The sequence below is a fragment of the Sideroxydans sp. genome (genome assembly GCF_054604835.1).
On record NZ_JBTSFG010000006.1, the window covers coordinates 141284 to 168127 of the forward strand.

At 58.5% G+C, this 26844-nt stretch carries 24 protein-coding genes and 1 tRNA gene; 18 read left to right on the forward strand and 7 right to left on the reverse strand.

Annotated elements, in window-relative coordinates; translation table 11 throughout:
* Positions 1-53: 53 nt before the first annotated feature.
* From ACYCZ5_RS11060 to efp, 15 genes are all read left to right on the forward strand, one after another.
* On the forward strand, positions 54-539 hold the full coding sequence (locus ACYCZ5_RS11060) for a GspH/FimT family pseudopilin (protein WP_461544859.1): 486 nt from the start codon (positions 54-56) through the stop codon (positions 537-539).
* A gap of 9 nt (positions 540-548) precedes the next feature.
* Positions 549-1070 (forward strand): type IV pilus modification protein PilV, encoded by a 522-nt coding sequence (gene pilV / locus ACYCZ5_RS11065; protein WP_461544860.1) that lies wholly within the window; start codon positions 549-551, stop codon positions 1068-1070.
* 17 nt (positions 1071-1087) lie between these two features.
* Positions 1088-2089, forward strand: coding sequence for a PilW family protein (locus ACYCZ5_RS11070; protein WP_461544861.1), 1002 nt, complete (start codon positions 1088-1090; stop codon positions 2087-2089).
* A 14-nt stretch (positions 2090-2103) separates the two neighbouring features.
* Positions 2104-2619: a pilus assembly PilX family protein gene (locus ACYCZ5_RS11075; RefSeq protein ID WP_461544862.1), complete on the forward strand. Its 516-nt coding sequence runs from the start codon at positions 2104-2106 to the stop codon at positions 2617-2619.
* Positions 2620-2633: 14 nt separating this feature from the next.
* The gene (locus ACYCZ5_RS11080; RefSeq protein ID WP_461544863.1) at positions 2634-6995 is read left to right on the forward strand and encodes a PilC/PilY family type IV pilus protein; all 4362 of its coding nucleotides are present in this window, start codon (positions 2634-2636) and stop codon (positions 6993-6995) included.
* An 11-nt stretch (positions 6996-7006) separates the two neighbouring features.
* Positions 7007-7447: a type IV pilin protein gene (locus ACYCZ5_RS11085; RefSeq protein ID WP_461544864.1), complete on the forward strand. Its 441-nt coding sequence runs from the start codon at positions 7007-7009 to the stop codon at positions 7445-7447.
* 88 nt (positions 7448-7535) lie between these two features.
* Entirely contained in the window at positions 7536-8570 is a 1035-nt protein-coding gene (thiO, locus tag ACYCZ5_RS11090; protein ID WP_461544865.1) for a glycine oxidase ThiO, read from the forward strand.
* Between the two features lie 45 nt (positions 8571-8615).
* A tRNA-Thr gene (locus ACYCZ5_RS11095) sits at positions 8616-8691 on the forward strand.
* Between the two features lie 39 nt (positions 8692-8730).
* Entirely contained in the window at positions 8731-9915 is a 1185-nt protein-coding gene (locus ACYCZ5_RS11100; RefSeq protein ID WP_461544866.1) for an efflux RND transporter periplasmic adaptor subunit, read from the forward strand.
* Entirely contained in the window at positions 9912-10592 is a 681-nt protein-coding gene (locus ACYCZ5_RS11105) for an ABC transporter ATP-binding protein (RefSeq protein ID WP_461544867.1), read from the forward strand. Before ACYCZ5_RS11100 ends, ACYCZ5_RS11105 begins: the two co-directional genes overlap by 4 nt.
* The gene (locus ACYCZ5_RS11110) at positions 10589-11797 is read left to right on the forward strand and encodes an ABC transporter permease (RefSeq protein WP_461544868.1); all 1209 of its coding nucleotides are present in this window, start codon (positions 10589-10591) and stop codon (positions 11795-11797) included. The genes ACYCZ5_RS11105 and ACYCZ5_RS11110 overlap by 4 nt, the downstream gene beginning before the upstream one ends.
* A gap of 2 nt (positions 11798-11799) precedes the next feature.
* Positions 11800-12999: an ABC transporter permease gene (locus ACYCZ5_RS11115; RefSeq protein WP_461544869.1), complete on the forward strand. Its 1200-nt coding sequence runs from the start codon at positions 11800-11802 to the stop codon at positions 12997-12999.
* Positions 13000-13023: 24 nt separating this feature from the next.
* Positions 13024-13869, forward strand: a complete 846-nt coding sequence (locus ACYCZ5_RS11120) for a 23S rRNA (adenine(2030)-N(6))-methyltransferase RlmJ (RefSeq protein WP_461544870.1) — start codon at positions 13024-13026, stop codon at positions 13867-13869.
* Positions 13870-13871: 2 nt separating this feature from the next.
* Complete coding sequence (gene earP / locus ACYCZ5_RS11125) at positions 13872-15023, forward strand: elongation factor P maturation arginine rhamnosyltransferase EarP (protein WP_461544871.1); 1152 nt, start codon at positions 13872-13874, stop codon at positions 15021-15023.
* Positions 15024-15055: 32 nt separating this feature from the next.
* Positions 15056-15622, forward strand: a complete 567-nt coding sequence (gene efp, locus ACYCZ5_RS11130) for an elongation factor P (RefSeq protein ID WP_461544872.1) — start codon at positions 15056-15058, stop codon at positions 15620-15622.
* 86 nt (positions 15623-15708) lie between these two features.
* On the opposite strand, the gene ACYCZ5_RS11135 is transcribed toward efp, so the two are convergent.
* The 7 genes from ACYCZ5_RS11135 to ACYCZ5_RS11165 form a co-directional block, all read right to left on the reverse strand.
* Positions 15709-16614, reverse strand: a complete 906-nt coding sequence (locus ACYCZ5_RS11135; protein ID WP_461544873.1) for a D-hexose-6-phosphate mutarotase — start codon at positions 16612-16614, stop codon at positions 15709-15711.
* Positions 16615-16787: 173 nt separating this feature from the next.
* Positions 16788-18575: a GspE/PulE family protein gene (locus ACYCZ5_RS11140; RefSeq protein WP_461544874.1), complete on the reverse strand. Its 1788-nt coding sequence runs from the start codon at positions 18573-18575 to the stop codon at positions 16788-16790.
* A gap of 100 nt (positions 18576-18675) precedes the next feature.
* Entirely contained in the window at positions 18676-19032 is a 357-nt protein-coding gene (locus tag ACYCZ5_RS11145; RefSeq protein ID WP_461544875.1) for a YqjK family protein, read from the reverse strand.
* A complete protein-coding gene (locus ACYCZ5_RS11150; protein ID WP_461544876.1) occupies positions 19029-19406 on the reverse strand; it encodes a phage holin family protein in 378 nt (125 codons plus the stop codon). The genes ACYCZ5_RS11145 and ACYCZ5_RS11150 overlap by 4 nt, the downstream gene beginning before the upstream one ends.
* 2 nt (positions 19407-19408) lie before the next feature.
* Entirely contained in the window at positions 19409-19738 is a 330-nt protein-coding gene (locus tag ACYCZ5_RS11155) for an ElaB/YgaM/YqjD family protein (protein ID WP_461544877.1), read from the reverse strand.
* A gap of 44 nt (positions 19739-19782) precedes the next feature.
* A complete protein-coding gene (locus ACYCZ5_RS11160) occupies positions 19783-20670 on the reverse strand; it encodes an OmpA family protein (RefSeq protein ID WP_461544878.1) in 888 nt (295 codons plus the stop codon).
* Positions 20671-20688: 18 nt separating this feature from the next.
* The gene (locus tag ACYCZ5_RS11165) at positions 20689-21081 is read right to left on the reverse strand and encodes a DUF4398 domain-containing protein (protein WP_461544879.1); all 393 of its coding nucleotides are present in this window, start codon (positions 21079-21081) and stop codon (positions 20689-20691) included.
* A 239-nt stretch (positions 21082-21320) separates the two neighbouring features.
* On the opposite strand from ACYCZ5_RS11165, the gene ACYCZ5_RS11170 reads away from it, so the two are divergent.
* The 3 genes from ACYCZ5_RS11170 to ACYCZ5_RS11180 all read left to right on the forward strand — a co-directional run bounded on the left by ACYCZ5_RS11170 (position 21321) and on the right by ACYCZ5_RS11180 (position 26796).
* Entirely contained in the window at positions 21321-22841 is a 1521-nt protein-coding gene (locus ACYCZ5_RS11170; RefSeq protein ID WP_461544880.1) for an ice-binding family protein, read from the forward strand.
* Between the two features lie 188 nt (positions 22842-23029).
* Positions 23030-25024, forward strand: a complete 1995-nt coding sequence (locus tag ACYCZ5_RS11175; protein WP_461544881.1) for an ice-binding family protein — start codon at positions 23030-23032, stop codon at positions 25022-25024.
* Between the two features lie 278 nt (positions 25025-25302).
* Positions 25303-26796: an ice-binding family protein gene (locus tag ACYCZ5_RS11180; RefSeq protein ID WP_461544882.1), complete on the forward strand. Its 1494-nt coding sequence runs from the start codon at positions 25303-25305 to the stop codon at positions 26794-26796.
* The last annotated feature ends 48 nt before the right edge of the window (positions 26797-26844 follow it).

The window sequence follows — 26844 nt, forward strand, 5'->3', positions numbered from 1 at the left end:
TATCACGATTTCATCGCTTAATACTGCGCACTAAACAACCTTGGAAAAAATTCGTGCCTATTCAGACTACACAACGAGGCGTCACACTGGTTGAGCTGCTGATCGTCATTGCAATTTTCGCAATCCTTGCCTCGCTGGCTGCGCCCTCATTTAGCGAACTCATCAGCCGCACTCGGCAGGACTCGGTGTTCAGTCAGCTGGTGAGCGATTTGAATCGCGCACGCAACGAAGCAATCAAGCGCAACACCTCGGCCATCCTCTGTGTGCGTGGCAGTGATACTGCCTGCGGCAATACCACTAACTGGCAAAATGGCTGGCTGGTGTGTGTGGGCAGTGGCATTACTTGCAATGCCGTTCTAGCAGTGCATGCCCCCTTGTCGTCTGAACTGTCTTTGGTAACGACGGTGACTTCTGTGCAGTTCCATCCTGATGGCAGCAATGCTTCCGGTGCCACGACGCTGACCTTGGATGGAACGTTTTCCGGCCATCAAGCACGCCAGATCAAGGTGGCAGTGACCGGCAATATTGCAAAATTGTAGGAGGTTCAAATGTCAGCATTGCGGCATGCGATACACCCCTCACAGCGCGGATTCTCCATGCTGGAGATTTTGATCACGCTGGTGATCATCGCCACAGCATTGCTGGGCACGGCCGGGCTGCAACTGTATGCGATGAAAGTCGGCAAAAACAGCGAGTTTCGTACCCAGGCGGTGTTTTTGGCGGCGGATCTGGCCGAGCGCATGGAAGCCAACAAGGCGGCGGCCATCACCGGCGCTTATGCCGCCAGTTCTGTTGCTGCCGCCAACGCGGTGGCGGATTGCTGGAACAATGCCTGCAACGGCGACAGCATGGCGCAATTCGATTTGTCTGAATGGGAAACCCTTGTCGCGCAATCCTTGCCCGGTGCAAGCTGGAGTGTGGCACCAACGATTACCAATACCCCGCCCAGTGTCACCGCGACCTATGACATTCAGGTACGGTGGTCGGATCGCGATTCCAACATTCCCTTCAGTTATACCCTGGCACGCACGCTGCATTTTTGTCCGCCCGCCAATTCGGGATGCAGTTGAGGTAAAGGAGAAGATTAATGAAAACTTTTCGCGCCCCCTCGCGTTTTGATCGCGGTCAGCGTGGTTTCAGCCTGATCGAACTGATGATTTCCATCACCATCGGTCTGGCGATCATCGCCGGCTTGGTCGGGGTGGTGAGCAGCAATGCCCGCAACAGCAAGACCAATGACAACACGGCAGAATTGAACGAGAACGGCCGCTACGCTTTGAATCACCTGCAAAATCAATTGCGTCATGCCGATTACCGTGGTTACACCTGGGTGACGCCGCTGGCAAGCAGTTTGAGCGTAACCAACGAGTGCCTAGCCGGTGGTGCAGCTGGCAGTTTTGTGAATAACATTAGCCAGGGCGTGTGGGGCAGTAACGACAGCAACCCGTTTACCGGCAACTGCCTGGCAACCGGATATGTGGGTGGGGATGTGCTGGTGATTCGCCGTGTGGCCTCTGCCGCACTGGTGCCGCCCACAACATTGATTGGCGGCAATCTCTATTTTCGTTCTTCCTTCGTCAAGGGGATTATGTTCAAGGCGACAGCCGGAGATGTGGCGGCCAACTTTGATCTACCAGATCACACCGTAGCTTCTTTTGGTACGCCGCTGGCTGATTTCTTGGTGCAACAATACGTGTATTACATTGGCCAGGGCGATTGCATAGGCGGCGGCGATGCCAATCGTCCGGCGCTGTGCCGTCTCGCTTTGAGTGGCGACGCTTTCGTCAAGGAGTTGGTGGTGGACGGGATTTCCCAGTTGCAGGTGGAGTATGGGCGCACCCCGTTTGCTGCCAATACCACACAGTGGTTCAACGCGGACGATATCAGTGCAGCCGCCAACCCGGACGCGGCATGGGAAGATGTGAGCAGCGTGCGTATTAGTCTGCTGTCCGTTAATTCCAAGGCAGAGCAAGGCTACAGCAATAGTACGACTTACACACTGGGCGACTGGAACGACACTTTTAACGATGGTTTTCGCCGTCAGACTTTCAGCAGCACGGTGCAGTTGCGTAATTTTCACGAACTATGAGCGGAGCAGCCAAAATGAACATTTCTGCACAGCGCGGTTCCACCCTGGTCATCAGCATGATCATGCTGGTTGTGCTGATGTTGCTGGGCGTGATGTCGATGTCGACGTCGGATACCGCCTACAAGCTGGCGGGTAATCTGCAATTCCACAACAACGCCCTGAACAATGCCGAGGCTGCCTTGAGTGATGTCGAGAATGGCCTCAAGTCAGGGGCCATCGATATAAATCATGCCGATTTTACTGCGGCTTCGATGGTTGCCGCAGCGAGCGGTTTTTATCCGATGGGCGCGGACGCCATAAGCATGGTGAATTGGGATAATGCCGATTCGGCGGCAACGGCCACCGGTCGCCGCATCGTGCAGTTGATGTCCACAGAAACCGTGCAGTTCGGCGAGAACTATATCAACGGTATCCCGCAGAGTTCGGAATGCAAAAAGGTTAATACTTACCGTATCACAGCGCGTGGTGAGGGTGGACGCGGTGCGCAACGCACCGTTCGTTCGTATTACAGCGTCCTGATGGCTTGCTGAAGGAGAGGTGCATCATGCTTGAATCTATTTTGAAAAATGTTCGCCCGTCGGCGTCCGTACCCTGGCTGGCGCTGTTGGCCGCTTTGGGGATAGGTGCCAATCTGGCTTATGCCATTACGTCAGCCAATACCGCGTTCACGCCCCAAAATCAGCCGGTCGGTTATGTGGGGCAGGACGAGGTGACCAACTTCAATCTCACCTCGGGCAACGAACAAATCTACCGCCCCGATTACGAGCGTGAATTCTGGAGCGGCAATCTGTTTGCCTATCCGGTGAATGCCGGCGGCAACGTCAATTTTTCTGCCGAACCGTGGATAGGCGGGGCAGCCGCACAACTGGCAGCGCAGGATTGGGATGTCGGCCGTTATATTGCCACCCGCAATGCAGCCATCCCTTCTGTTGGCATTCCCTTCCGCCATACCAGCCTGTCGGCTTTGCAGCAAACCTTGTTTCCTGCCACGACCATTGGCACGACAGCCTACACCGGCACGCAAATTGTCAATTTCCTGCGCGGCGAGCGCGTCAACGAAAGTCCCGCCGGCATGCGCAACCGCTCCAACGAGCCGAACGGGGCGGGCGGCCCCACGCTGGGCGACATCATCCACTCGCGCCCGTTCTACGTCGCGGACAGCACCAATCCCACCGTGTTTGTAGGTGCCAACGACGGCATGCTGCATGCCTTCAATGCGACCACAGGCGCGGAACGCTGGGCCTATGTGCCTTCCATGCTGCTCGGCAAGATGGCAAAACTGGCCAAGCCCTATGGCGGCGCGAGCAATCCGCACGATTATTATGTGGATGGCCGCATCAATGTGCGCAGCATCGATATTAGTGGCACGCCGACGCGCATTCTGGTGGGGAGCTTGGGTGCCGGTGGGCGCGGCCTGTATGCGCTGAAAATAGATAGCCTGACTGCGGGCAGTGAAACCGATGTAGTCAACAAGGTGCTGTGGGAGATCGACGGCTTGGATGGCGATCTCAACAATGCCGCCCCGACCGTCTCCACTGCTTATGACAACCTTGGTTACACGTACGGCACACCGGCTATGGTCAAGGTCAATGACGCTGGCAAGGATGCGGTGATTGCGGGTAATGGCTACAACGACAGTTCGCTGGGCGATTATCAGGCGCATCTGTATGTCATAGATGCGGCCAGCGGCCAGCTTATTGCCAATGTTGCGGCGGGCAGCAGCGGCACCGCAGCCAGCCCCAACGGACTGTTCAATCCGGCACCGGTGGATACCAATGCCGATGGCAAAGTGGATCGTGTGTATGCCGGTGACCTGAAAGGCACGCTGTGGAAATTTGATATTTCCAATACCTCGACGGCGAGTTGGACGGCAACGGCCTTGCATACGGTCAGTCCGCTGCAACCCATCGTCGCCACACCCGGCGTCTCGCTCCACCCCAGTGGCGGGTTCATGGTCACGTTCGGCACAGGCACGATGTTCGATGATGCCGATGCTGCGGATACATCGACCTACTACGTGTATGGCATCTGGGACGGCGCGCCGGTTGCGAATACCAACCTGATGACTGCCAATCTGCAAGAGCGTGCCTATGTGGACGCGGGGGTCACCACGCGCGTGCGGCGCGCCCTGAACATCCAGACGCCGAACTGGGCGAGCGGTGGCGACAAGGGTTGGCAGGTTGCCCTGCCCGCCGGAGAAAGGATTGTGGGTGAAGGCAGCTTTATTGCCAGCAGCCGCTTTTACTTCAGCAGCCATAATCCCACTGTTTCCGTGCTCTCCGGGGCATCCACGGTAACCTCGGTGAGCGTGACCAATGGCGGTTCGGGCTATACGTCAGCGACTATTAATTTTTCCGGCGGGGGCGGAACCGGTGCAAGTGCGGCACCGGTGATTGGTACGGGCGGGGTGATCACCGCGATCAACGTTACTTCCTCCGGTACCGGTTATACCTCAGCCCCCAGTGTGTCAATTGTCGGCGATGGCAGCGGGGCAACGGCAACTTCAGGCTTGAGCGCAGGCACCACGGTGCATGGCGAGAACTGGTTGATGGAATTGGATTACCTCACCGGCGGCAGCAAGAATTCCCCCTTCCTTGATCTGGACAACAATCAGATATTGAACGATGGTGACCGGATCAAATACATTTTCAGCGATACCTTGCCCGGCGGGGCTGCTGTGGGCGACGCGATACAGGGTACGGATGGCATTCCGGTCGGCAAGTTCCTCGCCAACGGCGTGATGTCGCAGCCCATCCTGGTGCAGCTGCAAACCCTCAACACCACCTTCTTTAACCGCAACAGCGATGCGGTGTTCCCGGTGAGCGAAGTGACCTATGGCGTGACGGGCGGTCACTTCGATACCGACATCTTCTATAACGGTTCTGCCGGTAATCTTTGCACAACCACCACCGGGGTGAATGTACCGGCCGCCAAGGCGACGGCCACGATCACCGTGGGCACGGCCGGACAAACGGACTATTTGCCCGCCACGCTAGGCGGTGTCGAAGTGGAAGGCGCAACGGTGATCCCGACCCAGACCACCGCCAACATTACCAATGGCACGGCCACCACGACCAATGCCGCCACGCTCAGGAATGCCGTGACCGGCGGTTATACCGCAACCGTCAGCGGCAATGTCATCACCATCACTGCGCCATCCGCTGGCCCGGCCTACAACGGCAAGGTGCTGACCGTGCTGGATGGCACTGCGCAGGCAGGTTCGCCCGGCTCTCCCGGCTCTGCGGCACAGCCGCCGACTTATCCGACCGGTCTGATTACGTTCAGTGGTGGCAGAACCGAAGACCAGAATCCGGGCAGTGTGATCGCCGCCGACCTCGTCGGTCCCGCCAGTGTGAAGGTGGGTGCCATCATCGCCAAGTCAACTTCGATTACAGTAGGTAAAGATAAACGCGAACGCCAGACCGCGGCAGCCATCGTTAGTGCCATCGGTACCAGCGGGGTCATCAAGGCTTATGTCGGGGGGAATTCCGTCACCCCTACCTGCGCCGCAATGGATGATAAGTCGGTCTGTCTGGTGGACACTTCCACATATGCCAATGGCAGCAGCGTGGAAATGGGAACCCTGTCGCTGCCAAAAGCTCAAGTGGCGACTTTCACTGCGACGGCGGGTGGCACGCCGGGCACAGCGGCAATCACCGCGGTACCCGCCACCGGCTGGAGCAATTTCAAGCCGGCGCTCACCGTGACGCCATTCAGCGGCGGGGCGGATGCGTTGACCAATGTGACGGTTACCTCCACTTGCAAGGCCAAGAACGGCAATAACAATGCCCACATCCACCAATATGACGATAAATATGACCGCACCGGCCTGGATATGCTCAACCCGAGTGCGACCTCGCATCTTCTGTCGAATGCCATCAGCAGTGTCATCAAATACAAGGTGCTGGTGCACAACCAGTACCTCAATCCGGCAGTGAATCTGCACATCGGCGATGCGACTTACGATCCGGGCGTGGATCACGGCTATGTCAGCGTGAAAAATTATCAGACCACGGCGACGCTCAATCTGGCTGATTTGCCTACCTACAACGGCACCAGCAATACCACGGGTGGCACCGGAGCGGGCTTCGTACCGATCGGCAGTCTGGTCTATAACATGCCCACTGATGCGCTCTCCGCCAAGGACTGGTGGGGCAATGGCGATGTGCGTGTCGGTCTGCATCCGATCAACCCGGGCTGCGGCGGACGGGACGGCAATACCACCGACGGTAACATGTACCAGCCGGTGATTCCGCCCCCCAATGGGGTGGATGGGCCGGGCACCAAGGGCTGGTCGGCCTCCACGGTGTCCATCAACTCGAAAGGGGTGCGTCATGGCGGAGCGCTGACCGTTCAGATCATCAAGGACACCACACCTCAGTCGGCAATCGAACTGAACGATCCGTTGGGTCGCCCGGAATACGGCTGGCGCGTGAAGAGTGCCGAGCACAGCGCTAATGTGTTGGTCGAATACACGGTTTACTGGCACCACCCGGACAATGGCTGCTATGGTGATGCGGGCTGGATCAAGAGCCCCGGGCCGGACAATGGTGGCAGTACGCCCACAACGCCTGCGGCTGGCTCGACCGATCCCAAGATTGGCAATTTGAGTGGCAGCGGTGGCGGTTCAGTGACCAATGTCACGCGCACCGTGGTGGGTAATGTGACGACCACTGTGATCACCTATAGTACCGGTGCGCAGGCGACCATCACTCGCACGGAAACCTACAATGCCGATGGCAGCACGACTATCACGACCGAGACCTGCGATGCAGATGGCAACTGTGTGACAGATGCTGTCAAAAAGGAACGTCCTGAAGATGACTTCGTCAATGGCGGTGACGAGCGCGGTACACGCGCGCATACTGGGCGCGTGTCCTGGCATGAACTGATCAACGACAATTAAGTGAGGCGCACATGAAATCGCAACAGGGATTCACCTTGGTGGAATTGATGATTGTGGTGGTCATCGTCGGCATACTCACCGCCATCGCGATGCCTAGCTACAGCAGCTATCTGGTGCGCAGTGCGCGTGCCGCGGCACAAACTGAATTGCTGCAACTGGCCAGTGTGCAAGAGAAGATTTACCTCAATTCCAGTGCCTATACTGCCAATATGACCACGGCATATGATGGACAGGCTACTGGAGGCTTGGGAAAAAGTCCGGCAGAAACCGAAGACGGGCGCTACACCATGCAATTCAACGGAACACCCGGTCAGACCTTTGAAATTCAGGCAAAACCCAAGGCAGGCACGGCGCAAGTGGGCGACGGCTGCCTGACCCTCAACGAGAAGGGGCAGCGTCAGTGGTATCAAAGCGCGGACAACTGTACGGGTAGCGCCATTGCTTGGCGCTAATGGCTGCGTTCCGCCACACAGATAGCCCCCGCTGTCTGTTTATTTACACTCGGCAATGTGCGCCTTGCAAGCAGATTGGAAAATTTTAGTGAAAGCGCATTACCTTGTCATTGGCGCTGGGGCGTTGGGTTTGTCCACGGCCGAGGCGTTGTTGCGCGCGGGTGCGGCGGTGACCGTGCTGGAGCGCGGCGAGGTCGGGCAGGAGGCATCCTGGGCGGGAGGCGGCATCATGTCGCCTTTGTGTCCTTGGGATTATTCTGAGGAAGTCACGCGTTTGGCTTTGCTGGGCATGTCGCGTTTCGAGCGTTTCACTGCTGAGCTGACGGCCGAGACGGGTGTGGATACCGAGTATCTGCGTTGCGGTATGCGAGTGTTGTCGCCGTTCGATCCGAAAGTGGCTGTCGATTGGTGTGAGGCGCATGGTATGCGCTACGAGCTGGCCGATGATTCCATCTTTTTGCCGGAGATCGCACAAGTGCGCAATCCGCGTTTGTTGCACGCCATGCGTGAAAGAGTGCTTCAGCTCGGCGGGCGTATCGTTGAGCAGTGCGAGGTGTTGGCGGTCGAATCACTTGAGGGTAGGGTGCGGCATGTGCACACCACCCAGGGTGATTTTAAAGCGGATGACTATGTGTTGACGGCGGGCGCTTGGAGCAAGGCGCTGCTGGGCGAGCATGCACAGCAACTAGATATCAAACCCATCCGCGGGCAAATGCTGTTGTTCAAGTTCGACGCTCCTCCGCTACCCCACATCCTGCTGAAGGGTGATCTGTACTTCATTCCACGCAAAGACGGCCATCTACTGATCGGCAGTACGCTGGAAGATGTCGGCTTCGATAAATCCACGACGGAAGAGGCGCGCGAGTCTATGTTGCAGCGCGCTATCGCGTTGTTGCCTACTTTGCAGGACATGCCGATCGTGCGTCATTGGGCAGGCTTGCGTCCCGGCTCTAACGGCAACATTCCGACCATCGATCGTCATCCCTCTTTGGAGAATCTGTACATCAACGGCGGGCATTTTCGCTACGGCGTCACCATGGCACCGGCCAGTGCTGAAGTGCTGCTCAATAAGATCTTCGATAAGCCGCAGACACTCGATGTTTCGCCGTATCGCTGGCGTTAGTCGTTGCCCGTAGACGCGCTATCCGCTTATACTCAGCGCCGAAACGCCGATGTAGCTCAGTTGGTAGAGCAACGCACTCGTAACGCGTAGGTCAGAGGTTCGATTCCCCTCATCGGCACCATTCTTTTCGCCATTTCGCAGCGAACAGTCAGGAGTAACAATGACCTTACCGACTTCCGGTTCGCCTTATTCCCGCCGCAAAAAGATCATTATTGCTGTTGTAGTAGCGGCTCTTGTTGCAGCAGCCTTTCTACTGTTTCCGAAAGCCAAACCGATTCCCGTGGTCTTGCAGAAAGTAGAGCGCGGCATCGTGGAGTCCTCGGTCAGCAATACGCGTGCGGGGACGGTGAATGCCTGCCGCCGCGCCAAGATGTCGCCCTCGGCAGGCGGGCAGATCTCTAAGCTGCTGGTGAAGAAAGGCGAGCGCGTAAAGAAGGATCAGATATTGCTGGAGTTGTGGAACAACGATCTGCACGCGCAGGAGAGTCTGGCGCAGGAACAACTCAAGGTCGCGTTGTCGCGTGTGCAGGAAGTGTGCACGCTGGCCGACGCCGCACAACGCGATGCCGTACGCTCGCAGGAGCTACGAGCCAAAGGTTTCATCTCGGTACAACAGCTCGATCGTGCGATGACAGAAGCTTCGGCGAAGCGCTCTGCATGTGCTTCCGCGAATGGCGATGTGGAGCAGAGTCGCTCTCGCGTCAGAGTCGCCAAGGCCACGTTGGAACGCATGGTGTTGCGCGCGCCGTTCGACGGCATCGTGGCGGACATCAGCGGCGAGTTGGGTGAATACGCTACTCCATCACCGCCCGGTATTCTGACGATTCCCGCCATCGATCTTATCGACGATAGTTGCATGTATGTCAGCGCGCCTATCGACGAGGTGGATGCTTCCAAATTGAAAGTCGGGCAGGTCAGTCGCATCACGCTGGATGCGATCAAGGGAAGAAGTTTCAATGGCAAGGTACGCCGCATCGCGCCCTATGTACTCGATCTGGAGAAACAGGCGCGCACGGTCGAAGTCGAGGTCGAGTTCGACAAGCCAGCGGCAAGCGACAGCCTGCTGGTCGGCTATAGCGCCGATGTCGAGATCATCTATGAGACACGGCAGAATGTGTTGCGCATCCCGACGTCGACTTTGCTGGAAGGTGATCGCGTGCTGCGCTACGGTGACAAAGGCGTGCTGGAAGAGCGCGTCATCACCACCGGCCTGAGCAATTGGGAAAAGGTCGAAGTGCTGGCCGGTTTGGCGGAGGGTGACCGGGTGGTGTCATCGCTGGACCGAGACGGCGTGGAAGCCGGCGCGAGCGTCCAGCCGGAAGCCGCTCAACCCGCAGCAAAATGATCGAACTGCAGAATGTATGCCGTACATTCACGGTCGGCGACCAGGAAGTCGCGGCTTTGCGCGACATCGATCTCAGTTTCGGGGCGGGCGAGTATATCTCCATCATGGGGCCGTCCGGCTCCGGCAAATCCACCATGCTCAATATGCTCGGCCTGCTCGATCGGCCGAGTTCGGGTACCTATCTGCTGGACGGCGGCAACGTCACCGACCTGAACGACGAGCAACTGGCACGCGTGCGGCGCGAGAAGATCGGCTTCGTGTTCCAGTCTTTCCATCTGGTGCCGCGCCTCACCGCCGCACAGAACGTCGAGTTGCCGATGATCCTGGCCGGCATCCCCGTCGAGGAACGCAAGGAACGGGTAAAGGTGTTGATGCGCAACTACGGCCTGTCGGATCGCGCCGACCACAAGCCGGACCAGCTCTCCGGCGGCCAGCGCCAGCGCGTGGCCATCGCCCGTGCCACGGTGATGAATCCTTCGGTGTTGCTGGCAGACGAGCCGACCGGCAACCTCGATCAGGCCACCGGCTGGGAAGTGCTCAAGCTGCTGGAAGGTTTGCTGGAGCAGGGCATCACGCTGGTGCTGGTGACGCACGATGCCGAGATCGGCGCGCGCGCCCATCGCCGTATCCACATGCTGGACGGGCGCATCCTGTCCGATGAACAGCAGGCAAAGTGAGACTGTCCGATACATTGCAATTCGCTTCCGGCAGCCTGCGTGGCAGCCCCACCCGCACGCTGTTGATGATGCTGGCGATGGCCATAGGTGTCGCCGCCGTGGTGGTGCTCACTGCTTTGGGCGAGGGTGCACGCCGCTACGTGGTCGATCAGTTCGCTTCGCTTGGTACCAATCTGGTCATCGTGTTGCCGGGGCGCACCGAGACGTCCGGGGTCGGCCCCGGCCTGATGTCCGGCCAGACGCCGCGCGAGATCACACTGGATGACGCGCAGGCCCTGCTGCGCAGCCGCGCCATCAAACGCTTCGCGCCGCTCACGGTCGGCTCCGCTTCGCTGTCGCGCGGTGCGCTGAACCGTGAAGTGGTGGTGCTGGGCTCTACTTCCGAGTTGTTGGCTGTGCGCCATATGGAGATGGCGGTCGGACGCTTCCTGCCGGAGGGGGATATCCACGATACGACGTCGGTGTGCGTATTGGGCAACCAGATGAAGCGCGAACTGTTCGGAAACGAGCAGGCCGTGGGGCAGTGGGTGCGCCTTGGGGATCGCCGCTTCCGCGTCATCGGTGTGATGTCTTCGCAGGGCGAATCCATGGGCATGCGCACCGACGAACTGGTCATCATCCCGGTCGCGGCGTCGCACCAGTTGTTCAACAACTCTGGCCTGTTCCGCATCCTGATCGAAGCCAAGAACCGCGATAGCGTCGAGCAAGTCACGCGTGATGCGGAAGTCATCATGGTTGAACGGCACAGCGGTGAGCGCGATGTGACCGTCATCACCCAGGATGCGGTGTTGCAGACCTTCGACCGCATCCTCGGTGCGCTGACCATGGCAGTGGGCGGCATCGCTGCCATCAGTCTGGCGGTGGCGGGCGTGTTGATCATGAATGTGATGCTCATCGCCGTGGCGCAACGGGTCAAGGAGATCGGTCTGCTGAAAGCATTGGGTGCGCCGGGCAAGCAGATACGGCATCTGTTCTTTGCCGAGGCCGCGCTGCTATCCGCAATCGGCAGTGTCGCTGGACTGGCATTGGGCTATGCCGGCAGCTTCATCATCGGACAGATATACCCCAGTCTGCCCGTTTCGCCGCCCTGGTGGGCGGTGGTCGCGGCTACCGCCACCGCACTGGGCACCGGCATCCTGTTCAGCGTGTGGCCGGCGCGACGCGCGGCGAAACTGGATCCGGTCGCCGCGCTCGCGGGGAAATGATCATGTATATCCGCGACCTGATCACGCTCACCTCTTCCAGCTTCCTCACCTACCGGATGCGCAGCTTCCTCACCGGGTTGGGCATCGCCATCGGCATCGCCGCCGTGATCCTGCTCACCTCCATCGGCGAAGGGCTGCACCAGTTCGTGCTCAGCGAGTTCTCCCAGTTCGGCACCAACATCATCAGCGTGCAGCCGGGCAAGACCCAGACGCAGGGCGGAAATGTTGGCATCTTCGGTTCGGCCCGTCCGCTCACCCTGGAAGATGCCGATGCCTTGCGCCGCCTGCCCTATGTGGAATATGTCATTCCGGGTTTGATGGGCAACGCGGAAGTGAGATTCGAGGGCAAGACGCGCCGCACCATGGTGCTGGGCGAGGGGCGCGATTTCGGCAAAGCCTTCACCATGAAGGTGCAGAGCGGCAGCTTCTGGACGGATGCGGATGACGAGCAGGCGCGCGCGCAGGCGGTGATCGGCTCGAAGATACAACAGGAACTGTTCGGCGACACCAATCCGCTGGGACAGTATCTGCGCGTCGGCGGACAGCGCTACCGCGTGGTCGGCGTGATGGAATCCAAGGGCCAGGTGCTCGGCATGGATATGGACGACGCGGTGTTCATCCCGGCGGCACGGGCGATGGAACTGCTCAACCGTCCCGGACTGATGGAAGTCAACGTCAGCTATCGCGCCGATGTCGAGGCGGATGTATTGATCCGCCTGATCAAGAACCGGTTGATCGAAGTGCATGGCCGCGAGGACTTCACCATCATCTCGCAGGAGCAGGCGCTGGAAGTGTTGAGCTCGGTGCTGGATATCCTCACCTTCGCCGTCGGCGCCTTGGGGGCTATCTCGCTGCTGGTCGGCGCTGTCGGCATCCTCACCATCATGACCATGGCCGTCACCGAGCGCACCGCCGAGATCGGCCTGCTGCGCGCGCTGGGTGCGCGCGAACAACAGGTGCTGGTGCTGTTCCTCGGCGAAGCCATGATGCTCTCCGCATTGGGCGGTGGCCTGGGTTTGCTGCTGGGCATAGGCATCGCACAGGGCCTGCATCTGCTGGTTCCCGCGTTGCCGGTGCATACCCCGTGGATGTTCGCCGCATTGGCCGAGCTGACCGCCGTGTCCATCGGCCTCGCTGCCGGTGTCATCCCGGCCATGCGCGCCGCAAAGCTCGACCCGGTCGAAGCTTTGCATGCAGAATAGCGCCCCTTTCAAAGGTAAAGAACCATGCTGAGTTATCGCCACGCCTTTCACGCCGGCAACCATGCCGACGTGCTGAAACACTTTGTGCAGATGCAGTTGCTGCAGTATCTGGCGCAGAAAGACAAACCCTACTGGGTCATCGACACCCACGCCGGCGCGGGGTGTTACGAGTTGCTCAGCGGCTACGCCGCGAAGAACGCGGAATACGAAAGCGGCATCGCGCGTTTGTGGGAAGCCAAGGGTTTGCCGCCTGCGCTGGCCGAGTACGTCGCGCTGGTGAAACGACTCAATCCCGAGGGCCGGCTGAAGCTCTATCCCGGTTCACCGCTGGTATCGCAGATGCTGCTGCGCGATCAGGACCGGTTGCGCCTGTTTGAATTGCATCCCTCCGATTACGAGATCCTGACGGAGAACTTCATCGCGCACGACAAACAGGTGATGGTGCAGAAGTCGGACGGATTCGCCGCACTCAAGGCGCTGCTGCCGCCGCCGCCGCGCCGCGCGCTGGTGCTGATCGACCCGCCCTACGAAGAGAAGCAGGATTACAAGCGCGTGGTCGAGGCCTTGCAGGAAGGCTTGAAGCGTTTCGCCAACGGCACCTACGCCGTGTGGTATCCCTGTCTGCAGCGTGAAGAAGCAGAGCGCCTGCCCGACAAGCTGAAACGCCTGCCGGTGAAGAGCTGGCTGCATGTCGCGTTGCATGTGCAATCACCGTCCGAAGACGGTTTCGGTATGCACGGCAGCGGCATGTTCGTACTCAATCCGCCGTGGACCTTGCATGCCACCTTGCAGGAAGTGATGCCCAAGCTGGTGGCGCTGCTGGGGCAGGATGCGGGCGCGCGCTTCGTGTTGGAGCAACAGGCGGCATAGTGATGGAGAAGGATTTTCCGCGCAGCTGCGACATCTTCTGCACCGTGGTGGACAACTACGGCGACATCGGCGTGTGCTGGCGGCTGGCGCGGCAGCTGGCGAACGAGCATGGGTTGGCGGTGCGCTTGTGGGTGGATGACCTGCATAGTTTCGGGCGGATGTTGCCGGAACTGGATGTCGCCCTGTCGCAGCAGACGTGTCGCGGTGTCGAGATACGGCTATGGACGGCGGACATGCCGGAGTTTGCCACGGCGGAGCTGGTGATAGGCGCGTTCGCCTGCAGATTGCCGGATAGCTATATCGCGTCGATGGCGGCGTGTGAGCGCAAGCCCGTCTGGCTCAATCTGGAATATCTCAGCGCGGAAGACTGGGTGGAGTCACACCACAAGCTACCTTCTCCGCATCCGCAGTTGCCGCTCACGAAGTATTTCTTTTTCCCGGGGTTCACCGTCAGGACGGGCGGCTTGCTGATCGAACGCGGCTTGCTGGCGCAACGCGATGCCTTCCGTGCAGACGCACAGATGCAGGCGCGCTATTGGCAAGGACTGGGGGTGCCGCCGCAACGGCAGACGGGGGAGCTGCGCGTATCGCTGTTCAGCTATGAGAATGCGGCTATTGCGCCGTTGCTGCAGGCTTGGGCGGATGGGGTATCCCCGCTGCGTTGCCTGTTGCCGGAAGGGCGCGCTATGCCGCAGGTGGCGGCTTTCTTCGGCCATGCGGGCGGGCGGGCAGGCGATGTCTGGCAGTGCGATAGCCTGACCGTGCATGTGCTGCCGTTCGTCGAGCAGCCGGAATACGACCGGCTGCTGTGGGCTTGCGATGTCAATTTCGTGCGCGGCGAGGATTCCTGCGTGCGGGCGCAATGGGCGGCCAAGCCCTTCATTTGGCAGATATATGCGCAGCAGGACGGGGTTCATCTGGAAAAACTGGAGGCTTTGCGGGCGCGCTATGTCGAGGGGCTGCCGGAAGATGCCGCGCTGGCGGTGCGGGATCTATGGCGGGCATGGAACGGCGGGACGGATGTCGCGGCTGCCTGGGAGCGGTTCAATGAACGGCACAAACTGCTGGCGGAGCATGGCCTGGCGTGGGGGAAACGACTGTCAGGGAATGATCTTGCATTGAATCTGCTGGATTTTTCCCGCCAAGTTGCATAGAATCCGCGCCTCAAAATTTTAGGGCAGTAAACATGAAAACAGCACAAGAACTCCGCGCCGGTAACGTGATCAGTGTTGGCGGCGAGCCGATGGTTATCCTGAAGGCCGAATACAGCCGTTCCGGCCGTAACGGTTCCGTGGTGAAGATGAAGATGAAGGGGTTGCTGAGCGGTTCCGGCAAAGAAACCGTGTACGCGGCCGATGACAAGTTCGAACAGATCATCCTCGACAGGAAAGAGTGCACCTACTCCTACTACTCGGACCCGATGTATGTGTTCATGGACGAAGAGTACAACCAGTATGAAGTCGAAGCAGAGAACCTCGGTGACGCAGTGAACTATCTGATGGACGGCATGGAAGACAAGTGCGAAGTGACCTTCTACGAAGGCAAAGCTATCTCCGTCGAGTTGCCGAACACCATCGTGCGCGAAGTCGAGTACACCGAGCCTGCTGTGCGCGGCGACACTTCCGGCAAGGTGATGAAGCCGGCCAAACTGGTGGGTTCAGGTTTTGAACTGCCTGTGACCGCATTCATCGAGATCGGCGACAAGATCGAGATCGACACCCGCACCAACGAGTTCAAGCGCCGCGCGAACTAAGTTTGTCGATGCAATGAAAATAGCCGCTGCAAAGCGGCTATTTTTTCGTCTGTCATTCCCGCCTGCGCGGGGATGACGTGGACACGTTACAGTTTTTCGACGCTGTACTCCGCCACCAAGCGATGCGTCTCGCCGGGCTGCAGGGTGATGACGTTCTCCAGTGCATTGCCGCTCTCCACACACACCATGTCGCGATGCAGGGCGGGGCCGAAGTCGCCCATCTTCTCGGCCTTCTCTTTCCACGGGTTCCACACCACAGTGGAGCGGCTGCCTTGTTTGGCGATACGGATGGCGCGCTTCAAACCTTTGTCCTCGATCACGCAATCGGCCTCGGTGTTCACATACACGCGATCCACTTCACTCTCGATCTTGATGCCGCCCTGCTGGGTGCAACGCGTGAAGTCCAGCACTTTGTCCAGGTATTCGCAGTCTTCCAGCCCGGTTATGGTCATGTTGTCGACATCGCTGATCTGGAAGTAGGTATGCAGGGCTTCGCCCAGCTCGAACGGTGCATCGCCGGTATTGGTGGTGACCAGTTCGACTTTGAGCGATCTGCCCACGGTCACTTCCAGTTGCGCGGTGCTGGCATGCGGCCATTGCACGCGCGTGGTGTCGTTCTCAATCAGGCCGAAGCGCAAGCTGGTGGAGCCGTCAGAGTGGGCCTTTGTTTCCAGCAGTTCCCACGGCACGGTGCGGGCAAAACCGTGGCCGGGCAGGCTGCTGTCGGTCTTGTGCGGGCCGAACCATGGCCAGCAGATCGGCGCGCCACCGCGTATGGATTTGCCAGGTGCGAACTTGGCGTTGGGTGACAGCCACAGTACGGGCTCTTCGCCGCGCGGCTGGAAGGTGGCGATGTGCGCACCCTGCAGCGCGATGTTGGCCAATGCGTGCTGGTTGGCGACCTCGGCGATGATCACGCCGTCGGCGATCTCGCGCAGTTGTACGTGGTTCTCGATGGCGTGTTGCTGATTGAGACTGTCCAAAATACTCATTTCAATGCTCCCCTTGTTATCTAAGGGCATCTCTAAAAATCCAAACTTCGTCGCAATACTGCGTTGCTCACAAAAAATCACTCCTTACATATTCAGCATATGCTGCGTCGTGATTTTTTGCTCGCGCCTTGTCTTGCTTAGAATTTTCTATTTTTATAGACGCCCCTAGGTTGTTATCTATTCTGTTCGGCTGGCGGTGCGCTCTTGAGCACTTCTTCCAGAGTGGTCGTGCCGTTGGCGATCTTTTGCGCCCCCGAGATGCGCAGCGGCTTCATGCCTTCGCGTCCGGCCAGATCGCGCAGCGCGGCGATATCGGTGTCGGCCGTGATGAGTTTGCGCAGCTCGGGCGACATGAGCAGGATCTCATAGATGCCGATGCGACCCGAGTAGCCGGTCATGCGGCATTCCAGGCAGCCCTGCGGGCGGTGCAACTTGGCTGGGCGCGCCGCTTTCCACGGAGAGACCAGATTGTCCCACAGCACATGGTCTGCATCGCTGGCCGGGTGCGGCTGTTTGCAATGCGGGCACAGCGTGCGCACCAGACGTTGCGCCATGATACCGAGCAGCGTGGCATTGAGCAGGTAAGGCGGTACGCCCAGGTCGAGCAGGCGCGTGATGGCGGAAGGCGCATCATTGGTATGCAGGGTGGAGAGCACCAGATGGCCGGTCAGCGCCGCTTGGATCGCCATGTCGGCCGTCTCCAGATCGCGTATCTCGCCCACCATGATGATGTCCGGGTCCTGGCGCATCAGGGCGCGCACACCGTCGGCGAAGTTCAGACCGATGTCGGGCTGCACCTGCATCTGGTTGAAGGCCGGTTCAACCATCTCGATCGGGTCTTCCAGCGTGCACACGTTCACTTCCGGTGTGGCCAGATGCTTCAGGGTCGAATACAGCGTGGTGGTCTTGCCTGAGCCGGTAGGGCCGGTGACCAGAATGATGCCATTCGGCCGGCCGGTCATCTGTTCCCAGCGGGTACGGTCGTCTTCGGAGAAGCCCAGTTCGGCGAAGTCGCGCACCAGCACTTCCGGGTCGAAGATACGCATCACCAGCTTCTCGCCGAAGGCGGTAGGCAGGGTGGACAGGCGCAGCTCGATCTCCTGCCCTTCCTCGGTGCGCGTCTTGATGCGGCCATCCTGCGGGCGGCGTTTCTCCATCAGATCCATGCGGCCCAGCAGCTTGATGCGGCTGGTCATCGCGGCGATCACCGACATCGGCAACTGGTGCACCTGATGCAGCACGCCGTCGATGCGGAAACGCACGATGCCCGCCTCGCGGCGCGGCTCGATATGTATATCCGAGGCGCGTTGCTCGAAGGCGTATTGCCACAGCCAGTCGACGATATGCACGATGTGCTGGTCGTTGGCATCGAATTGCTTGTTGCTCTTGCCTAGCTCGACCAGTTGCTCGAACGAGGCGAGGTTGCCGGAGGGGGCGTTGGTGTTCGTCGCGCTCTTCACCGAGCGCGCAAGATTGTAGAACTCGACCAGATAGCGCTTGATATCCAGCGGGTTCGCGACCACGCGGCGGATGCTCTTGCGCGAGGTCTGGCGCAACACGGTCTCCCAGTCGCGCAGCCACGGTTCCGCCGTCGCCACCACCAGATCGCCGCCGTCGATGCGGATAGGCATGATGGAGAAGCGGTTCGCGTAATCGATGGACATCAACTCGGTCAGATTGGAGAAATCGATCTTGAGTGGGTCGATGTGGAAATACTCCAGACCGGCCTTGCCGGCCAGCCATTCGGTCAGGGATTCCAGCGTCAGGATGCGATTGGGCGGCAGCAGCGATTTCCAGCTCTTTTCCGCGATGACGACCAGCGGGTGATGGTCGTTGCGTTGTGCACGGCGCTCGGCGACCAGAACATCAGCCTCCGCCTTGTCCACCATGCCGTCCGAGACCAGCATGTCGAGCAGCTCGGTCAGTTTGAGTTTGTGATTAGGAACGTCTGGTGCGCCCATATGCATGCCCTGAGAAAGTTCGGCGACTATACCGGCATCGGGCTGATGCTTCAATGACGAGGAGGGCGGGGGCGCAACAAAGCGGCCTGTCGTGCCGCAGTCAGCGAGGCTCTGATTCTCCCCCGGTTTTGTCACCTTTTGCCTCGCGGCGAGAGGTGAGCGCGGAAAGGATCTTGGAGCCCGCGAATATCGCGGACGGGTAGAGGTAAGTGAGCGGCCAGTCGTGCTGGGACGAACCGGAGACCTTCTTGAGACGCCAAGCCAGCAAGGCAGTCAGGCCGCTAGCCAGCCATGCGGGATGGCTGCGCAGGACGCGGACCACCTTCAGGCCGGAATCGGCGATAGCCATGGGTCTTTGCCACTGCCGCATAGATTCGGTCAGATCCGTACGCTGTTCACAAATCTTTTGCACCAGCATGCCGCGCCGCTCTGCAAGTGCTGTCAATTTCCGGCTCATGGTCGAGACACCAATCCTTCACGGTCTTCCGCCAGTGCGGAAAGGCTGGTCGAAAACAGTACGAGCCTGCTGCGGGAGACTTTGCGGAATGCGAACCACGCGACCGTTCCAGCAATAAGGAACAGCGCGATCAGTCCGCTCAATACCAGTAACAGGTGGTTATCCCAAAAGACTGCCACGACCAGGAAAGTGAGCAGCAGGACAGCCATGGCGAAGAAAAAGAACGCGATAGCGCCGTACAGCAGCAGCTGTCCGACACGCACGCGTTCTTCCTCGATCTCGGCCGACAGCAATTCCAGACGCGTCTGGATGATGGATAACAGCGTGTCCACCATCCGTTTCAGCGATTCCATCAGTCCTGTCGAATCGGACATGTTCAGCGTCTGGCGATGAGCATGCCCACGATGACGCCGGCACAGGCAGTGATGCCGAGCGCCTTCCAGGGATTCTCATGTACATATTGGTCGGTAACCTTGGCAGCATGTCTGGTGTGATAAATGACAGCTTCTTCCGCATCGATCAAACGTTCTTTGGCGATATGCAGACTCTTCTCGATGCGGGCACGTGCTGCAGTCGCTCCATCACCCGTCTGGTTGGTTGTGGCCTTCAGTAGCGCTTCGGCATCGTCAACGACTGTGCGCATCTCATCCATAAATTTATCTTTCGAAACTGAGAGGCTCTTCATATCGATTGCATTGGTAGTCATTACTTCACTCCTTGGTGGAACAGGTTATATGTGGTGGTTCTGGATCACATTGCGGGAATGCTTCTGTCATCTTCCGAGAAGATGATCTCCACGCGGCGATTGGCTTGGCGATGGGCGGCTGTGTCATTGTTGGCCACAGGACGTTGTTCGCCATATCCTTTGGTGGAGATCCGATCGCCGCGCACGCCCAAGCCGATCAAGGCTGACCGCACCGACTCGGCGCGACGTTCGGACAAGGCTTGATTGAAACTCTCACTGCCGACACTGTCGGTGAACCCTTCGATCAGGACATTGCGTTTCGGGTATTGCATAAGGAAGTCGGCCACCTTTTGCACATTGCGTGTGCCGCCGGACTTGAGTTCAGACTTGCCGGTATTGAACAAGACATCGCCCAAGGTGACGACCAGGCCGCGTTCGGTCTGCTTAGCGTTCAGTTCGCGGATCTTCATCTCTTGAAGAGCGATGAGGGTCTGGTCACTTTGCGCATTCGCATCGGCGGCAGCCAGATCCTCGGCTTGGCGATTCATGGTCTTGTCGGCGATCGCCGCTTTACGTTTGGCTGCATCGGCTTCGGCAGTCCTGGCCTCAAGGCGGATCTGATTGCGATTCGCACTCGCATTGGTCACAGCCAGCTCGTATGTCTTCTGATTCGCCGTTTCTTCAGCGATGGAGACCTGTTGTGCTGCCACATAAGCCAGCTGATCGACCGTGGCCGAGTCATCGCCCTTGCTCAATGCGCTATCCGCCCGTTCGAGGGAGTTGGCGGCAACTTCCAGTTCGGCGGCCGCCAGCGTGGTGACCTGCGGATTCCCTTGGGCGCGCGTGTAGCGCTCATGGGCGTCCTGCAGCTGGGCGTTGTGCGTCGTGGTATTGCAGCCGGCCAGGATGGCCAGAACGATGATGGACAAAGGTACATAGTGAGAATTTTTCATGAATGACTCCATTTATATTTAATTGGTCTTGCGGTCGATCTCTTGGCGCAGGATGCGGCTATCTTCTTGCAGTGCATCCGCAGCTTTCTTCGCTTTGGCAGAACGTGCCATCGCCGTCGCCAGTTGCGCATCCACCAGCGCCTGTTCGGCCTGTTGCGTTGCGACCGCGTAGTTCTTGTCGGACATCGCCTTCTCGGCGAGCGTCATCTTCTCCGTGGCTGCCTTTAGCTGCGCCGGTGCGAATTCATTTGCGCCGGTACTGATCGCCGTATTCACCGCGGCTTTGGAAGTGGCCATCTGATCAAGCGGCGGCTGCACACTTGTGCATGCGGCCAGCATGACTGCACTGCCCATCACGATGCCGATCCTGGCCAGCAGAGACTTTGTTCTGTAGTTCGTAGAGGTCTTCATTTTTTTCATCCAATAAGTTCAGGGAGTCGCCATCAGACTCCACGCCACGCACAAGAACTGTGCGCTCGCACACACAGAGACAGGAATTCATGAATATGCGGGCATATGTGCGACAGCGTACCGAGCTGCCGGGCGAAAGCGGTGATAAGCCATCTTGCAAGTTTCGTACTGGAGATGTGCCGATAGTCATATCCGCTGGATACACGACTCGCTCATCACCAAACACTAAGGAGAATCAAATGATCAGTACCAATTTCACATCAAAACCACTGACGTGGTTCATGGCGGTGCTGCTCGCAGCATTCGTGGCAGGTTGCGGCGGGGGCGGGGGAATCCTTGCGCCTGCAGAAACCGTCGCTCCCTCAGTGAGTTTAACCGCTCCTCTGACTGCTGCGACTGGTGTTGCGATCAACGCGAACATCACCGCCATTTTTAGTGAGGCAATGGACGTTGCGACGATCACCACCACGACTTTTTCTTTATCGCAAGGCGCCACAGCTGTTCCAGGGGCTGTGACTTATTCTGGAACAACCGCAGTCTTCAACCCGACCGGCAATCTCGCAGTCAGCACGGTCTATACAGCCACGATTACAACCGGAGCCAAGGATTTGGCAGGTAACGCATTGGCGGCTACTAAAACCTGGAGCTTTACCACAGGTACATCGGCAGACACCACCGCGCCAACCGTGATTTCCACAGTTCCTGCAAGTGGAGCCACGAGTGTAGCGGTCGGCGCGAACATCGTCGCAACCTTTAGCGAAACGATGAATGCTGCAACAATCACTGCCGCCTCGACTTTTACTTTGAAGCAAGGAAGCACGGTTATTCCAGGCGTAGCGACATTCCCCGGCACAACAATCGCGACCTTCAATCCGACTAGTGATCTTACGGCCGGCCTTGTATATACGGCCACGATCACCACTGCGGCCGAGGACCTGGCCGGCAATGCATTGGCTGTCGCTAAGACTTGGAGCTTTACAGCGGCCTCAGTGGTAGGCCAAGTCGTCTGCGGAGGAGCTAGCGGTACGAACTGCGTGAATCTGTTATCTGCCGCGAACTATGTGATTCTGGATGAAGCAACAGTCACGTTCACGCCTATCGCCACTACTACAACTACCGCCACGATCACAGGAGACATCGCTGTCAGTCCGGCCGCCGCCTCATTCATGACGGGATTCGCGTTGGCACTTGATCCGGCTAAATGTTTCTCTACATCGACCCAAGTCGTAGGCAAGCTCTATGCGGCCGACTACAGCTCCGTCAATGGTTGTGCAACGGCAACGACGGATACGGCAACCCTTCTGACGACTGCTGTCAGTGATAAGAATGCAGCCTACAATGCGGCGCTAGCAAAACCAGCATCAGGTGGCGGATTGATAACTGCCTGTCCGGGTACCGGTGCGATGAGTGATGCAGGCATCGGTGCGCCGATCGCTGCAGGTGTCTATACCTGTGGTGTCAATGTCACCATACCTGGCGATCTCACGCTCAATGGCAATGCTACTGATGTATGGGTATTCCAGATCACCGGATCGCTGACTCAGACCGCAGCAAAGAATGTGCTGCTGACGGGTGGTGCACTGCCTCAGAACGTGTTCTGGATCGTTTCGAACGGTGTCTCTGTGGGAGCAGGTGCGCATATGGAAGGTGTGGTGATGTCTGCCACCAATATCTCTCTCGTCACGGGTGCAACCGTCACGGGGCGTTTATTCGGTAGAACAGGTGTCTTGATGGATAGCAATACAGTTACCCAACCGTAATTGGTTTTCAGTAGAAAAGGCCGTCGCAAGACGGCCTTTTTCTTGCGCACGTCAAACGAAAATATTTTGTATGGATGTTCGGTAACGCACGGAGTGATTCTAATGAATGGCGCATAAAGACCACGGGTACGACTTGTGCGAGTCGCTTGTTATGACTCTTTTTTGGATCAAATTTAGAGGTGAATAAAATGAAGAAATATTTTGAACGACTCAGCAAGCCACTCGGGTGGCTTATCGCATTGGTACTGGCTAGTGCGTTAGCAGGATGCGGTGGTGGTGACGCATTGCTCGGTAGCGGCGGCGCTAGCGCAGTCTCAGGCAAGGCGATCACCAGTTATTCTCTGAATGGCGTAGCTGCTACTATCAACGAACCAGCCAAAACAATTGCCGTGAGGGTTCCTTATGGAACAAACGTCACCGCGCTGGTGGCGACTTATATCCAAAACGGGGCTAGCGTAAAGGTTGGCACTACAACTCAAGTGAGTGGTACGACACCGAATGACTTCACCAGCCCGGTGCTCTACACGGTGACCGCGCAAGATGCCACGACGGCGATCTACACCGTCACCGTCACTGTCTCGTCGATCACCGCCAAAGCGCTGACCGCTTTCTCTTTTGTGGGGTATTCGGGGGCAACGGGCGTGATCAACGAGGTGGCCAAGACGATTGCCGTGACTGTGCCTAACGGCACCAACGTCACTGCGCTGGTGGCGACTTTCACCACGACCGGGGTAAGCGTCAAAGTGGGTACGGCAGTGCAAACCAGCGCAGTCACCGCGAACAACTTCACCAGTACGGTGGCCTATATCGTCACCGCAGGCAATGCTTCGACCACGACTTACACTGTCACGGTCACCGTCGCATCTGCCACAGCCAAAGCGTTGACTGCCTTCTCGTTCGCCGGATACACCGGGGCAACCGGTGTGATCACCGAACCGGCGCATACCATCGCGGTCACCGTGCCGAGCGGAACGGATGTCACGGCGCTGGTGGCAACGTTTGTCACCACCGGTGCGAATGTCAAAGTGGGCACGGCAGTGCAAACCAGCGCCACCACCGCGAATAACTTCACCAGCCCGGTGGCCTACACTGTCACGGCAGCCGATGCGACCACAGCGACTTACACCGTCACCGTGACTGTCGCATCTACTTCCGCCAAAGCGCTGACCGCATATTCCTTGCTCGGGGTTTCCGGTGTGATCGATGAAGCGCTCAAGACCGTCGCGGTCACTGTGCCGAGCGGTACCGATGTCACGGCACTGGTGGCGACATTCACCACGACAGGGGCCAATGTCAAAGTCGGTGCAGCCGTGCAGACCAGCACTGCCACACAAAATGACTTCACCGCGCCGGTGGTCTACACAGTGACGGCAGGCGATACCACCACGGCGGCCTATACTGTAACCGTGAGCTTGGCCGCGGCAAACCCGACTCCGCCAGTCCTTGGCGAAGCCGGCAGATTCGTGATTCTGGGCAACCAGGCCGTCACGACAACGGGTGTCACCGCGATTACAAACGGGGATATCGGCATCACGCCCGCCGCCCGCTCGTTCATCACAGGGTTTACCCCGACAGGCCCGGCCGGTGACTTTACCGAGCTTACCGGTGAGACTTGGGCGGGTATGGCATCGACATCCTATGCGCCTGCTGATGCGAATCCAGCGCCATTCCCCTATCCGTTGCACTATGCCTTGCCGCATGCGGTATGGACTACGACGGGAGCGATGCTGACTCAGGCCAGTACCGACTTGGGAACTGCCAAGACCTTCCTCGATGCGGATCCGAATCCGACTGCACCGACTCAGGTTTTGGCTACGGAGCTGGGAACGCTGACCATGACGCGGGGTGTCTACAAGACCGCTTCCAACGTCGGCATCACCACCGGAACGCTTACGCTCGACGCACAGGGTGATCCGAATGCGGTGTTCATCTTCGTGATCGGTGGCACGCTGACTACCGGTGCCCCCGGCGGCAGTATCGTTCTGGCTAATCAAGCACAAGCCAAGAATGTCTTCTGGTCAACGGGCGGAATCACGACGATCGGAGCGGGCACCATTTTCTACGGCAGCGTGTTTGCCGCGACGCAAGTCAACGTGCTTTCAGGTGCTCAAATTACAGGCAGCCTGTATGGCATATCGGATCGGGTCACCCTGATTGCAGATACCGTTACCAAAGCCCCGTAAGCCGCAGCAGGAGTTGTAACGCAGTGATTAAAAGGCCGTCGCAAGACGGCCTTTTTTTGTTCAACAAATGTTTTGTCTATGTTCGCTATCGAACGGAGCGCCGTCGGCGAACAGAGGATAAACACTATGCGCGAGATGCATCTATTTGCGTCATCGGATGTGACGTGGCATCGCAGCGAATGAACAGGCATTGACTAGAAATATTTGCAGTACGCAGTGCCCGCAGAAGTGGACCCTATCTATCAGGGGCTTTTCGGGATCAATCAAAGGAGCAAGAAATGAAAATTTTACACAGTATTTATCGACCGCTTAAATGGCTGGCAGCATTGCTGCTGGTGTCATCGGTGGTGGGGTGCGGTGGTGGTCAAAGTCCCATTCTGGGCAACGGTGGCGGTACTTTGCAAACCACGCTGGCCGACACCTCGCGACCACTCGTGTCGCTTACTGTGCCGGCCAATGCAGGCACTGTCGCGGCCAACGCATCGATCACTGCCACTTTCAACGAGAAGATGGCTCCGGCTTCCGTTACAGCCGCAACAACGTTCACTGTCAAAGAGACCGTCAGCGGAAATAACGTGGCGGGTGCTACCGTCAGCTATAACGCGACCAGCCGCACCGCAGTTTTTAAGCCTACGGTAGCATTGACACCGGCGATGGGTTACACCGCAACGATCACGACAGCGGCGACCGACCTTGCGGGTAACGGCTTGGCTGGGGTGACTGCCTCGCCAAATGTGGCGAATAGCCGGGTTTGGACTTTCACAGCCGCTGCGGCGGATGTGACAGCGCCTACCGTGACGCTGACTTCGCCTTCCTCTGCGGCGACCGGTGTCGCGCTCAACAGTGCCATCAACGCCACCTTCAGCGAAGCGATGGATCAGGCGACTATCAGCACCACGACGTTCACTTTGCAAGTGACGGCCGGCCCGGGTCCATTGTTGTCAGGCACGGTCACTTATGACGCACTCCACAATATCGCAATCTTCACGCCGGCCAGCAATCTGTTGGCCAATACGCAATACACAGCTACCGTGACGGCAGCGGCAGCCGACTTGGCCGGAAATCTATTGGTCGTACCCGCAGCAGGTGGTTTGCCAAAACCAAACCCTTGGAACTTCACCACGGGTACCGGTCTTGCGCCGGGTGCAGTGGCGCTAGGTTCAACCGCCACCTTCGGTATCATGGCGACTTCCGCCATCACCAGCACGGGCAACTCCATCATCAATGGTGATGTATCGCTGGATCCAGGTACGTCGATGACCGGCTTCCCGCCTGCCATCGTGAACGGCTCCACCCACATCAACGATTCTGTATCCGCCCAAGCGAGAGCAGACCTGTTGACTGCCTACGACTATGCCAAGGGACTTGCACCGGGAACCACCATTTCCGCTGGTGCCGATCTCGGCGCGCTGTATCCGTCAGGTATCGCACCGGGAACCTATACATCGGGTAGCACGATGCTGGTCGCCACACCACTCGCCCTCGATGCCGGTGGGGATACCAATGCAGTGTGGGTGTTCCAGATCGGCTCTTCATTGACTACAACAGCAAATGTCACGCTGACGAACGGGGCGCAGGCCAAGAACGTGTTCTGGGTTCCAACCTCGGATGCAACGATAGGCGTGGGGTCGACATTCGAAGGCACCATCGTGTCAGGTCGTGATGTCACGGCGGTGACAGGAGCCACCATCAACGGGCGCATCCTGGCAGGTGCGATCACAGCCGGCACCATCGCCTTGCAATCGAGTGTCGTCAATGTCCCGGCGCCTTGATCCGCGAGTCCATCGAACATAAAAGATCTATCAACCAATTGGAGAATC

Coding starts and splice junctions, on each gene's coding strand:
- pilV (WP_461544860.1), top strand. CDS start 549: ATGTCAGCATTGCGGCATGCGATACACCCCTCACAGCGCGGATTCTCC.
- ACYCZ5_RS11070 (WP_461544861.1), top strand. CDS start 1,088: ATGAAAACTTTTCGCGCCCCCTCGCGTTTTGATCGCGGTCAGCGTGGT.
- ACYCZ5_RS11075 (WP_461544862.1), top strand. CDS start 2,104: ATGAACATTTCTGCACAGCGCGGTTCCACCCTGGTCATCAGCATGATC.
- ACYCZ5_RS11080 (WP_461544863.1), top strand. CDS start 2,634: ATGCTTGAATCTATTTTGAAAAATGTTCGCCCGTCGGCGTCCGTACCC.
- ACYCZ5_RS11085 (WP_461544864.1), top strand. CDS start 7,007: ATGAAATCGCAACAGGGATTCACCTTGGTGGAATTGATGATTGTGGTG.
- ACYCZ5_RS11100 (WP_461544866.1), top strand. CDS start 8,731: ATGACCTTACCGACTTCCGGTTCGCCTTATTCCCGCCGCAAAAAGATC.
- ACYCZ5_RS11105 (WP_461544867.1), top strand. CDS start 9,912: ATGATCGAACTGCAGAATGTATGCCGTACATTCACGGTCGGCGACCAG.
- ACYCZ5_RS11115 (WP_461544869.1), top strand. CDS start 11,800: ATGTATATCCGCGACCTGATCACGCTCACCTCTTCCAGCTTCCTCACC.
- ACYCZ5_RS11120 (WP_461544870.1), top strand. CDS start 13,024: ATGCTGAGTTATCGCCACGCCTTTCACGCCGGCAACCATGCCGACGTG.
- earP (WP_461544871.1), top strand. CDS start 13,872: ATGGAGAAGGATTTTCCGCGCAGCTGCGACATCTTCTGCACCGTGGTG.
- efp (WP_461544872.1), top strand. CDS start 15,056: ATGAAAACAGCACAAGAACTCCGCGCCGGTAACGTGATCAGTGTTGGC.
- ACYCZ5_RS11135 (WP_461544873.1), bottom strand. CDS start 16,614: ATGAGTATTTTGGACAGTCTCAATCAGCAACACGCCATCGAGAACCAC.
- ACYCZ5_RS11140 (WP_461544874.1), bottom strand. CDS start 18,575: ATGGGCGCACCAGACGTTCCTAATCACAAACTCAAACTGACCGAGCTG.
- ACYCZ5_RS11145 (WP_461544875.1), bottom strand. CDS start 19,032: ATGAGCCGGAAATTGACAGCACTTGCAGAGCGGCGCGGCATGCTGGTG.
- ACYCZ5_RS11150 (WP_461544876.1), bottom strand. CDS start 19,406: ATGTCCGATTCGACAGGACTGATGGAATCGCTGAAACGGATGGTGGAC.
- ACYCZ5_RS11155 (WP_461544877.1), bottom strand. CDS start 19,738: ATGACTACCAATGCAATCGATATGAAGAGCCTCTCAGTTTCGAAAGAT.
- ACYCZ5_RS11160 (WP_461544878.1), bottom strand. CDS start 20,670: ATGAAAAATTCTCACTATGTACCTTTGTCCATCATCGTTCTGGCCATC.
- ACYCZ5_RS11165 (WP_461544879.1), bottom strand. CDS start 21,081: ATGAAGACCTCTACGAACTACAGAACAAAGTCTCTGCTGGCCAGGATC.
- ACYCZ5_RS11170 (WP_461544880.1), top strand. CDS start 21,321: ATGATCAGTACCAATTTCACATCAAAACCACTGACGTGGTTCATGGCG.
- ACYCZ5_RS11175 (WP_461544881.1), top strand. CDS start 23,030: ATGAAGAAATATTTTGAACGACTCAGCAAGCCACTCGGGTGGCTTATC.
- ACYCZ5_RS11180 (WP_461544882.1), top strand. CDS start 25,303: ATGAAAATTTTACACAGTATTTATCGACCGCTTAAATGGCTGGCAGCA.